At 72.6% G+C, this 10,656-nt stretch carries 10 protein-coding genes and 2 pseudogenes; 6 read left to right on the top strand and 6 right to left on the bottom strand.

The annotated features are described in order from the left end of the window. Window positions 1-728 (bottom strand): polysaccharide deacetylase family protein (locus tag ACFWR9_RS36380; RefSeq protein WP_383850131.1); only part of this gene is annotated, 728 nt, incomplete at its 3' end. Between the two features lie 110 nt (window positions 729-838). On the opposite strand from ACFWR9_RS36380, the gene ACFWR9_RS36375 reads away from it, so the two are divergent. Together ACFWR9_RS36375 and ACFWR9_RS36370 are read left to right on the top strand one after the other, a co-directional pair. Further along, a complete protein-coding gene (locus tag ACFWR9_RS36375) occupies window positions 839-1,300 on the top strand; it encodes a universal stress protein (RefSeq protein ID WP_383850129.1) in 462 nt (153 codons plus the stop codon). A 101-nt stretch (window positions 1,301-1,401) separates the two neighbouring features. After that, entirely contained in the window at window positions 1,402-2,808 is a 1,407-nt protein-coding gene (locus tag ACFWR9_RS36370) for an amino acid permease (protein WP_383850127.1), read from the top strand. On the opposite strand, the gene ACFWR9_RS36365 is transcribed toward ACFWR9_RS36370, so the two are convergent. Next, complete coding sequence (locus tag ACFWR9_RS36365; RefSeq protein WP_383850134.1) at window positions 2,805-3,566, bottom strand: alpha/beta fold hydrolase; 762 nt, start codon at window positions 3,564-3,566, stop codon at window positions 2,805-2,807. The genes ACFWR9_RS36370 and ACFWR9_RS36365 overlap by 4 nt on opposite strands. After that, window positions 3,540-3,827: pseudogene (locus ACFWR9_RS36360) on the bottom strand (MarR family winged helix-turn-helix transcriptional regulator); the annotation flags it as partial. The gene ACFWR9_RS36365 and the pseudogene ACFWR9_RS36360, both read right to left, overlap by 27 nt. 14 nt (window positions 3,828-3,841) lie before the next feature. Here ACFWR9_RS36360 and ACFWR9_RS36355 point away from each other — a divergent pair. After that, window positions 3,842-3,991: a hypothetical protein gene (locus ACFWR9_RS36355; RefSeq protein WP_383850125.1), complete on the top strand. Its 150-nt coding sequence runs from the start codon at window positions 3,842-3,844 to the stop codon at window positions 3,989-3,991. Window positions 3,992-4,170: 179 nt separating this feature from the next. On the opposite strand, the pseudogene ACFWR9_RS36350 reads toward ACFWR9_RS36355, so the two are convergent. After that, window positions 4,171-5,307, bottom strand: a pseudogene (locus tag ACFWR9_RS36350) (CapA family protein); the annotation flags it as partial. A 254-nt stretch (window positions 5,308-5,561) separates the two neighbouring features. On the opposite strand from ACFWR9_RS36350, the gene ACFWR9_RS36345 reads away from it, so the two are divergent. The 3 genes from ACFWR9_RS36345 to ACFWR9_RS36335 all read left to right on the top strand — a co-directional run bounded on the left by ACFWR9_RS36345 (window position 5,562) and on the right by ACFWR9_RS36335 (window position 7,594). Beyond that, a complete protein-coding gene (locus ACFWR9_RS36345; RefSeq protein ID WP_161331174.1) occupies window positions 5,562-6,116 on the top strand; it encodes a sigma-70 family RNA polymerase sigma factor in 555 nt (184 codons plus the stop codon). A gap of 141 nt (window positions 6,117-6,257) precedes the next feature. Next, window positions 6,258-6,773, top strand: a complete 516-nt coding sequence (locus ACFWR9_RS36340; RefSeq protein WP_383850122.1) for a hypothetical protein — start codon at window positions 6,258-6,260, stop codon at window positions 6,771-6,773. A gap of 170 nt (window positions 6,774-6,943) precedes the next feature. Further along, complete coding sequence (locus ACFWR9_RS36335) at window positions 6,944-7,594, top strand: zf-HC2 domain-containing protein (protein WP_383850120.1); 651 nt, start codon at window positions 6,944-6,946, stop codon at window positions 7,592-7,594. 3 nt (window positions 7,595-7,597) lie between these two features. Here ACFWR9_RS36335 and ACFWR9_RS36330 read toward each other — a convergent pair whose 3' ends face one another. Together ACFWR9_RS36330 and ACFWR9_RS36325 are read right to left on the bottom strand one after the other, a co-directional pair. Then, window positions 7,598-8,461 (bottom strand): Fpg/Nei family DNA glycosylase, encoded by an 864-nt coding sequence (locus ACFWR9_RS36330; protein WP_383850117.1) that lies wholly within the window; start codon window positions 8,459-8,461, stop codon window positions 7,598-7,600. Window positions 8,462-8,502: 41 nt separating this feature from the next. Then, entirely contained in the window at window positions 8,503-10,605 is a 2,103-nt protein-coding gene (locus ACFWR9_RS36325; protein ID WP_383850114.1) for a SpoIIE family protein phosphatase, read from the bottom strand. Between the last annotated feature and the right edge of the window lie 51 nt (window positions 10,606-10,656).

Genomic DNA, 10,656 nt, shown 5'->3' with positions numbered 1-10,656 from the left:
TCGTGGGAGAGCACCACGACGCCGGGGGCGGCGCCGTCCTCGACCCGGTCGACGATGGTGCGGGTGCCGGGGGTGGTCCAGTCGAGGGTGTCCACGGTCCAGGCCAGCGGCTCCATGCCCAGCTCTGCGCCGAGCCGGAAGGCGTTGCGGTTCCACGCCCCGTACGGTGCCCGGAACCAGCGGGGCGGCTCACCATACGCCTTGTCGATCACCTCGCTGGTGCGCTCCATCTCGGAGCGGATGCGACGCCGGGAGAGACTGGTCAGCAGGGGGTGGGACCAGGTGTGGTTGCCGACCACGTGCCCCTCGTCGGCCATCCGGGAGAGCAGGTCCCGGTTGAAGTCGGCCATCTCCCCGCACACGAAGAACGTCGCGCGCACGTCGTACTTGGCCAGGGTGTCCAGGATGTCCGGCGTGTACTCGGGGTCCGGTCCGTCGTCGAAGGTGAGCAGCATGGTGCGGCCCCGGCCCGTCATGCGCAGGATCGGCTCGCTGCGGACCGGTGGCCGCCCGGGTGCGGTGCCAGGCGCGCCGTTTCCGGTCAGGGGCTGGAGGCGGTAGGCGGAGGGTTTGAGGGGGCTGCGCCGCGGGGGCCCGGGAGCGGGCGCGGCCGGCGGGGCGGGGCCGTTTCCGAGGCCCGCGGCGAGTGCGCCGCCGGTACCGGCCGCCGCCGCGGCCGCGGCGGCGGCGAGCAGCCTCCGGCGCGGGAGCAACTGATCCTTCTTCATGACTCATCACTCGCCCGGTCACGGACCGGCGCACCTGAGCAACACCGGTGCGGCGGCACGGAACCACCCGCCCGGCGCAAGATCACCAACGGCTCCGATAGCCTCACCGCGTGACGGAACAGCACTCCCATCAGTTCGAACGGGGCACGGACGGGCCGAAGGTCATCGTCGTCGGTGTCGACGGCTCCGACTCCTCGCTCAGGGCCGCGGCCTACGCCGGCGGTCAGGCCCGGCGCCAGGGCGCGCTGCTCGCGGTCGTGTACGTGCAGCCGATGCTGGCCGGGGGCGCGGCGCTCGGGGCGCCGGTTGCGGAGACCACCGACGAGATCGCCGAGGACCTGGTGGCCCAGATCCGGGAGGCGACCGAGCGGGTGAAGGGGATATTCGACATCCGCTGGGAGTTCCACACCTTCCGCGGCGACCCCTACAACGGCCTGGTGGCTACGGCCGACCAGCTGAAGGCGGACGCGGTGGTGGTGGGCGCCTCCGAGCAGGCGGGACACCGGTTCGTCGGCTCCGTGGCGGTGCGGCTGGTGAAGGCGGGGCGCTGGCCGGTGACCGTGGTGCCGTAGCGGCTCCCCGACGCGGTGTGCGTCGCGGCTTCCGTAGCGGGCGTGTGTGAGTCATCATGATCCACCGTCAGCCGTTTGCCGTTCACAAAGAGGTGAGGCGCATGGCCCGGTTCCGCATGGGTGAGGGTGTTCTCCGCCGCAAACCCATCGAACACATCGAGGAGACGGAGCGCGGCGGGGGCCTGGAACGCTCGCTGGGGTTGTGGCAACTGACCGCGATCGGCGTGGGCGGCATCATCGGGGCCGGCATCTTCACGCTGGCCGGCACGGTCGCCAACGGCACGGCGGGTCCCGCCGTCCTCGTGTCCTTCCTCATCGCGGGCGTCGCGAGCGCGGCGGCCGCGCTGTCGTACGCCGAGTTCGCCGGGCTGATCCCGAAGGCGGGCTCCGCGTACACCTACGGCTACGCCGTCCTCGGGGAGCTGGTGGGCTGGTTCATCGGCTGGGACCTCCTGCTGGAGTACACGGCGATCGTGGCGGTGGTCGCGATCGGCATCTCCGGCTACTTCAGCTTCCTGGTCAACGAGATGGGCGCCGACCTGCCGAACTGGATGCTGGGCGCGCCCGGCACCGGGGACGGCCACCGGATCGACCTGTTCGCGGCCGTGCTGTGCCTGCTGATCGCCTATCTGCTGACCCTGGGCATCAAGAACGCGGCCCGGTTCGAGATGGTCGTGGTGGTACTGAAGGTGCTGGTGGTGCTGCTGGTGATCGCGGTCGGCGTCTTCCACATCAACACCTCGAACTACAACCCGTTCTTCCCGTACGGGGTCGGCGGCGCGTTCACCGGTGCGGCGACGGTGTTCTTCGCGGTCTTCGGTTACGACGCCATGTCGACGGCGGCCGAGGAGTCCAAGGACGCCCAGCGCCACATGCCGAAGGCGATCATCTACTCCCTGGTCATCTCGATGGTGCTGTACGTGGCGGCCTGCCTGGTCCTCACCGGCATGCAGAACTACAAGGAAATCGACCCGGAGAGCGGCTTCTCCACGGCGTTCAAGTCGGTGGGTCTGGGCGGGCTGGCGGACATCATCGCGGTGGGCGCCATCATCGGCATCCTGACCGTGATGTTCACGTTCATGCTGGGTGTCACCCGCGTGTGGTTCTCCATGTCGCGGGACGGACTGCTGCCCAAGTGGTTCGCCAAGACGCACCCGACGCGGCACGTGCCGACCCGGGTCACCTGGATCGTCGGTGTCGCGTCGGCCGCGATCGCCGGGTTCCTGCCGATCGGCGAGGCGGCCGAGCTGACCAACATCGGCATCCTGCTGGCGTTCGTGGTGGTGTGCGCGGCGGTGATCGTGCTGCGCTACCGCCAGCCGGACCTGCCGCGCACCTTCCGCACCCCGTTCATGCCGTTCGTGCCGGCGGTCGGCATCGTCTTCTCGATCTGGCTGATCACGTTCCTGCAGTGGCAGACCTGGGCGCGGTTCGCCGTGTGGTTCCTGCTGGGTCTGGTGGTCTACTTCGCCTACTCGTACCGGAAGTCGGAACTGGCGCGCCGTTAGAGGGTGCGCAGGAAGCCGGTGACGATCTCGTCGAAGACCTCGGGCCGCTCCATGTTCGGGTAGTGCGCGGCGCCTTCGACGATGACGGAACGGCCGTCCGGGACCGTGCGGGCGAGCCGTTCCGCCTCGGCGATCAGGTCGGGCGCGTCCAGGGCGCCGTTGACGGTGAGCACCGGGACGTCGATCTTCGGGACGCGGGCCCAGGTACCGGTCAGGGGCACGTGGTGGTTCTCCTCGTCCGGGGTGTGCTTGGCGAGGGTGCCGAGGGCCATCTCGCGCAGTCGGCGCAGGATGTCCGGGTCGACGTCGTCGGGCCCGCGGTGTTCTCCGGGCACGAAGCGCAGGAACGCGGCGAGCCAGCCCTCGACGTCGCCGGCGCCGAGGGCGCGGGCCTGCTCGGCCCGGACCTGCCGCACCCACGGGTCGGTGTACTCGAACTCGCTGGTGGCGGCCCCGCAGACGACCACCGCGCGGACCAGCTCCGGGTACTCCAGCACCGTGTCGGTGGCGATGGCCCCGCCCATCGACACGCCGACGAGCACCGCGGGCCCGGCGTCGAGGTGGCGCAGCAGGGCGGCGAGGTCGTCGGCCCACCGGAAGGGCCGGGCCGCGTTGGCGGAGGCGCCGTGGCCACGGACGTCGGGTGCGATCACGCGGTGTCCCGCGGCCGCCAGGGCCGGAATCCGGGCGTCGAAGATCCGGTGGTCGGCGAACCCGGAGTGCAGCAGGACGACCGGGTCCCGGCCCCGGGCAGTCAGCCGGATCAGCGACGACCGGCGGTGCGCCGGGTTCGGGATGCTCTCCACCAGGCCGGCGGCCGCCCCGTCGTCGACCATCCGCTGGACGAACTGGCGGCTGATCGACTGGGCCCGGCCCATCCCTGGGGCACGGTCATCGGCCCGCCACGGTGCAGCAGGGTCAGCACGGCGCGGACGCCGTTCGGAGAGGCCGTCCGCGGCCAGACCCTGCTCGACGCCGCGCTGCGCCGGCCGGTAGCGGGGGCCGACCAGGTCGTACACCTCGGTGAGCCGGCGTGCGAACGCGTCCGGGGGGAGTTGTCCTCGACCGGGAACACCTGCTGCTGCGCGAGGTCGACGGCGGTCTCACGGACGCCGACGTCACCACCTGCCTGCGGGTGCTCGGGGCGATGCTGACGGCCCTCGACGACGTCGACGACTCCTGAGCTACTTCCCCATCACCAGCCCGGGGGGGGGCCCCCCCCCCCCCGGCGGGTCCGGGCGGCGGGGGGGGGGCGCCCGCCCGAGCACGCCCCCCCCAACCCCCCCGCCGGGGGGGTGCGGGGGGCTTTGCGCCCCCCCCCCCCCGCGCCCCACCACACCGTAGCCACCCCCCAACCCCCCCCCCCCCGCCGGCCGCGCCCCGGCCGCGGACGACGTCGCGGATGCGGTCGCGCACGGCACGTACCTCGGCGCCCTTCTCCAGCGCCTGGTTGAGGTTCACCACCCGGCCGGCGTCGACGTCGAACAGCTGCGGGACGAACTCCGCCTTCGTCACCCGCCAGCGTTCGCCGGTCCGGGCGGGCGGGGCGAAGGTGAAGCGGCCGATGGTCGACTGGTTGCCGCGCGGATCGCGGGCGCCCGCGTCGTTGGTCATCTCGCCGGCGATCTGGTCGCCCATGCCGTAGATCACCCAGGTGCCGTTGACCTTCTCGTACGCCTGCGGGACGTGGGCGTGGGTGCCGAGGATCAGGTCGATGTCGGGGCGGTCGCCGGTGTGTGCGGCGGTGAGGCTCTCGGCCAGGGCCAACTGGTCGCCGTCGGGCTCGTCCTGCCACTCGGTGCCCCAGTGCATGGACACGACGACGACGTCCGCGCCGGCCTCCCGGGCGGTCCGCGCGTCGGCGATGATCCGCTCCTCGTCGATCACGCCGACCGCCCAGGGCTGCCCGTCGGGCAGGGGGTGGCCGTTGGTGTGGAGGGTGTAGGAGAGGTGGGCGACCTCGGCGCGGCCCACGCGCAGGACCGTCGTGGTGCGCGACTCGGCCTCGGTGCGCGCCGTCCCGGCGTGCCGCACCCCGGCCCGGTCGAGGGCGTCCAGGGTCCGGCGGATGCCGTCGGCGCCGTCGTCGACGCTGTGGTTGGAGGCGGTGGAGCAGCCGTCGTAGCCGGTGGCGGCCAGCGCCTTGGCCACTTCGGGCGGGGACTTGAAGAGAGGGTAGCCGCTGTAGTCGCCCCTCTCGCCGTACACGGTCTCCATGTGGCACAGGGCGAGGTCGGCCCGCGAGACGACGGGCCGGGCGCCGGCCAGCATGGGGCCGAAGTCGTGGCCGGTGCCGCCGGCGTCGAAGCGGGCCCGCTCGATGATCGAGTCGTGCGGCAGGACGTCGCCGGAGGCGACCAGCGTGAAGACGCCGGTGTCCGCGGCGGACGGGGCCGGCACCGGCCGCTTCGGCGGTTCGTGGTCGTGGGCCTGGCAGGCCGCGCCCGCGGCGAGGAGGGCGGTCAGGGCCAGGGCCACCTGACGACTGCGTGTGATCATCCGTTCACTCCGCTGGGGTCGCACACACCGAGGAATGGTCACATTTACCTACAAACAGATAATGAGGCTCACGGCGTCACAGGCGGCTCCGACACGCTCATTAGCCCGTCCGGCGTGCGCGAACGGCGTGCGCCGACCGATCGGACCGGGTGCGCCGACCGTTCGTCGTACCGTTCATCGACGCGATCGACCGTCCGTCGCACACCCGTGCGCGCACCCTGTCCCCGGGCGGCGCCCTGCGGTGCCATACGGCCATGACGGCCGGAATCACCCTGACGGACAGGACGCACGGGACGACCGCCGAGCACGAGCTCGCCGCACTGCAGCGCGAGCACGGCCGGCCGCTCTTCGCGCTGCTGCTGCGGCTCAGCGACGGCGACCGGCAGCGCGCCGAGGACCTGGTGCAGGAGACGCTGGTCCGCGCCTGGCAGCACCCCGAGGCACTGCGCGCCGAGAACTTCGACTCCGTACGGCCCTGGCTGCTCACCGTGGCCCGGCGGCTCGCGATCGACGCGCGCCGGGCCCGGCAGGCGCGCCCGGCCGAGGTCGGCGACGCCGTACTGGAGAACGCGCGGGTCTGCGCCGATCACGCCGAACGGGCCGCCGCGGCCCTCGATGTGCGCGAGGCTGTGAAGACACTCACTCCGGAGCACCGTGAAGTCCTGGTGCTGGTGTACTTCCAGGGGGCCAGTGTGGCGGAAGCCGCGGCAGCCCTCGGCATCCCACCCGGTACCGTGAAGTCCCGCGCGTACTACGCGTTGCGCGCCCTGCGCAGGGTGCTACCGGGTTACGCCGCCGACCTGCGGTGAAACCGGCCGAATGGTCAAACCTCCGTAAAGCGCCTTGCCTGGGACCCCGGTTGAGTAATCGGCTGTCCTCATCCGTGTTCCGGACGGGGGCCCATGACCCGGGCCGGGCGACGCGCACGCACCGGAGGAAGGCAGGAAGGGATGCTGCACAGAGGTCAAGAGAGCACGGACGGTACCGGTGGGGGCGAACTGACCGTCCCCATGGCGTGGTTGTACGCCGAGTACATCGCCGACGAGCTGCTGCGGACCGGCGACCTGATGCCGCCCACGTCCTTCGAGTTCCGCGCCGGGCGTGACGCGCTGGCGCTGACGGTCTTCCTCTCCGACACCGAGAACGAGCTGAGCGGCATCCGGGTCGTCACCCACCTGGAGACGTGGCTGTCGCTGACGGCCTACGACCAGCCGTGGCACGAGTGGGTGCGGGTACGGCTGGCCGAGGTCACGGCCGACGCGATCGCCGCCGGCCGGCACTCGCCCGACCTGGAACTGGCCCGGGCGGCCTGGCGGTGGCTCCAGGAGACCGAACTGCTCGCCCCGGACCTGAACGCGGTGCCCGGCGGCGCGGGGGTGACCGGGGAGGACGAGGGGCCGAAGGTGTGGACGCCGGCCTGGCAGCTGGGGCTGCCGCTCGGCCATCTCGCCATCCACTTGTTCTAGCCGTCCGGGCCGGTCCACGAACTTCTCCGGAGGCGGACCAATCCGCGCCCCCGGCCGCTCCGAACACCTTGGCCGCGATTCTGTCGTGGCTTGAGTGATTCGGCCGTCCGGTGCGTACGGGTGGGAGCAAGGAGTAACCCCACCCACACCCAACGGCACGAGGATTCGGCATGAGGTCCCTGGAAAGGCATCGTGACGTCGGCGCCTACGCGCTCGGCGTGCTGGACGAGGCGGAAGCGTTCCGCTTCGAGGACCACCTCATGGAGTGCCCCCGGTGCGCGGCCGAGGTGACCGAATTCGGCCCCGCCACCCGCCAGTTGATGCTGTACCGACGAGCGACGCCGCGCCTCGTCCACCCCATGACCAGGCCCGGACCGCGGCTCCTGGACCGCCTGCTGTCCGAGGTGGCCACGCGTCACCGGGCCGGCCGCAGGCGGGTGCTGTACGCCGTGGCCGCCGCGGTCGTGTGCGCCGTGGCCGCGCCCGGCGCCGTGCTCTACGCGAGCCAGGGCGACCGGTCGGTGCCGCTCAGCGCGACCGACGAGCGGTCCGGGGTGTGGGCGCGGATCACCGCCGAGGACGAGGTCTGGGGCACCGAGGTCATGCTGGAGATCAAGGACGGGGCGGGACCGCGGCCGTGCCGGCTGGTCGCCGTCGGCCGCGACGGCACGGAGCAGACGATCACCAGCTGGAACGTCCCCGGGCACGACGACCGGCCGAACACCATGCGCGGCGGGGCCGCCCTGCACCCCGACCAGATCGCCCGCTACGAGGTGCGGACCGCGCACGGGGAGCACCTGGTGACGCTGCCGGCCGGCTGACCGTCACTTCAGCAGCCGGGACATCCTCCGGTCCGCGAGCGGCTTGCCGCCGGTCTGGCAGGTCGGGCAGTACTGGAGCGAGGAGTCGCTGAAGGAGACCTCGCGGATGGTGTCGCCGCACACCGGGCAGGGCTCGCCGGTGCGGCCGTGCACCCGCAGCCCGCTCTTCTTCTCGGCCTTCAGCCGTCCGGCCGCGATGCCCCGGGAGCGGTCGACCGCGTCGGTGAGCGTGTCGCGCAGGGCCGCGTACAGCCGCGCGGTCTCCTCGTCGGTGAGCGAGGCGGCCAGTTTGAAGGGGGACATCTTCGCGGCGTGCAGGATCTCGTCGCTGTACGCGTTGCCCACGCCCGCGATCAGGCTCTGGTCGCGCAGGGCGCCCTTGAGCTGCCGCCGCTCGTCCCGGAGCAGCCCGGCGAGGCGGGCCTCGTCGAAGTCGTCGGCGAGCGGGTCGGGGCCGAGCCGGGCAACGCCCGGCACCTCCTGCGGGTCGGCCACGACGTACACCGCGAGCCGCTTCTGCGTGCCCGCCTCCGTCAGGTCGAAGCCGGCGCCGGTCTCCAGGGCGACACGCAGCGCGAGGGGGCCCTTGCCCGGCCGGGGCATGCCGCTCGGGAGGCTGTCCTTCCAGTGCAGCCAGCCGGCCCGGGCCAGGTGGGTCACCAGGTGCGGGCCGCCGTCGGTCGCGACGTCGAGGAACTTGCCGTAGCGGCGCACGGCGCTCACCTGGTGGCCCTCCAGGGCGGTGAGCGGAGGGTCGTACGTCTTCAGGACGCTGATCGCCACGGGCAGGACCCGGACGATCTCGCGGCCGGCGAGGTGCTCGGTGAGGAAGTCCCTGAGCGCCGCGACCTCGGGCAGTTCTGGCATACGTCAAGAGTGCCACCGGGGACCGACAACGCCGGCGGGGTTCAGCCCGCCCCGTGCGCCACGCGGTGGGACACCAGGAATTCAGCCCACACGCACTTGCCGCCGCCGCGCGCCTCCACGCCCCAGACGTCGGCGAGCGCGTCGACCAGGAGCAGCCCCCGCCCGGAGACACCTTCGTCCCCGGCGTCCCGGCGGCGCGGCAGGGCGCTGGAGGAGTCCTCGACCTCGACCCGCAGCCGCCGGTCGGTCCCGGTGAGCAGCCGCAGGGTGACGATCGCGGAGCCCTCGGTGTGCATGAGGGCGTTGGTCATCAGCTCGTCGGCGATCAGTTCGATCTCGTCGCTCTGCCCCTTGGCCCCCCAGGACCGGACCGCGGCGCGGACCATGTGCCGGGCCTCGGTGAGGCCCTCGGGGTCGCCGGGCGACACGTGCTGCTGGACCCGGCCGAAGGTCCGGGGCGCGCCCAGCCCGTGGCGGCGCAGCAGGAGCAGCGCCACGTCGTCGTCGCCGCGCCGTTCGTCGGCCACGTCGATGAGCCGGTCGGCCAGGTCCCGTACGTCCAGCGGTCCCGCGGTGATCAGGGCGGTGAGGACGTGCATCCCCTCGTCGAGGTCGGCACCGGGCTGCTCGACCAGCCCGTCGGTGCACAGCAGCAAGGTGTTGCCGGGGTCCAGCTCCAGGGTGGCGACGGGGTAGGCGAGGCGCCCGAACTCGGCGGACAGGCCGAGCGGCAGCCCGCCCTCGACGCGAATGTGGCGGCAGGTCCCGTCGCCGTACCGCAGCAGGGGGTCGATGTGCCCGGCGCGGACCACCTGGACCACACCGGTGCCCAGGTCGGTCTCGGCGTACAGGCAGGTCGCGAAGCGGTCGGTGTCGAGTTCGTGGAGGAAGACGGAGGCCCGTGCCATCACCGTGGCCGGCGGGTGGCCCTCGGCGGCGTAGGCGCGCAGCACGATGCGCAGCTGGCCCATGACGGCGGCGGCGTGCGTGTCGTGGCCCTGGACGTCGCCGATGACGGCGCCGACCCGCCCGCCGGGCAGCGGGATCAGGTCGTACCAGTCGCCGCCGATGTCGCGTCCGAAGGCGCCCCCGATGGAGGCGGCGCGGTAGCGGACGGCGACGTCGCAGCCGGGCACGCTGGGGATGGTGCGCGGCAGCATGGCCTGCTGGAGGCCCTCGGCGAGGTCCATCTCCTGCTCGTAGAGCATGGCCCGCTGGAGGCTCTGCGCGATGCCGCTGCCGAGCGCGACCAGGACGTTGCGGTCCTCCGCGGAGAAGCCGTGCCGGTCGCTGTAGAGCAGCCCGATGGCGCCGATCGGCCGGCCCTGGGCGATCAGCGGCAGATAGGCGGCCGCGGTGATGTCGAGGTGGGTGATGTCCTTCCACAGCAGGGGGTAGCGCTCCGCGAAGTCCTCCGGCGACTCGATGAAGCGGGGGCTGAGGGTCCGTACGGCCTCGCTCATCGGGTAGGGCTCGTCGATCCGGGTGACCCGGGTGCCGGGGACGAAGCTGTTCTCGGGGCCGTCGGCGACCAGCCGGATGCGGCCCGCCTCGACCAGGCCCATCACCAGGCTGGTGGCGCCGAGCCGGGTGAGGCCGTGGGTGTCCCGCAGGACCTCGATGACCTCGTCCACCGTGCGGGCGTGCGCGAGCGCGGCCGTGGCGAGCTGGACGACGTTGGTGAGCCGGCGGCGGGCCTCGTCCTGCGCGGCCTGGTCGCGGCTGGCCGCCGTCTCGGCCATCTCCTGGGTGGCGTCGCGGACGATGCCGATGATCCGGCGGGGGCGGCCGGTCTCGTCGCGCCGGATGTAGCCCTGGGTGTGGGTCCAGCGCAGGGTGCCGTCCCGGCGGCGCATGCGGAAGTAGGTGCCGTAGTTCTCGCTGCCGTCCTTGATGGCCTGGGCGACGATGGCGTCCATGCGGCGGCTCTCAGCGGTGGGGACGCGCACCGACAGCGACTCCGGGCGCCCGTCGAACTCCTCGGGGCGCAGGTCGAACACCTCGTGGGCCTGGGCGTCCATGTGGAACAGCCCCGTGTCCAGGTCCCAGTCGAAGCTGCCCATGCGGTTGAGCGCCAGGATCGGGTCCGGGTGGGCGGGCCAGCCGTCCGGGACTGACAGGGCGCTCGCTCCCCGATCAGCCATGGACCCCACCTTGCCAGGATTCGCCCGATTCTTCGACTCCTGGTCCACCGC

The organism is Streptomyces sp. NPDC058534, from assembly GCF_042717365.1.
GTDB lineage: Bacteria > Actinomycetota > Actinomycetes > Streptomycetales > Streptomycetaceae > Streptomyces.
The sequence above is the reverse complement of the archived record's forward strand: the minus strand, read 5'-3'. Positions and strand labels throughout refer to the sequence as shown.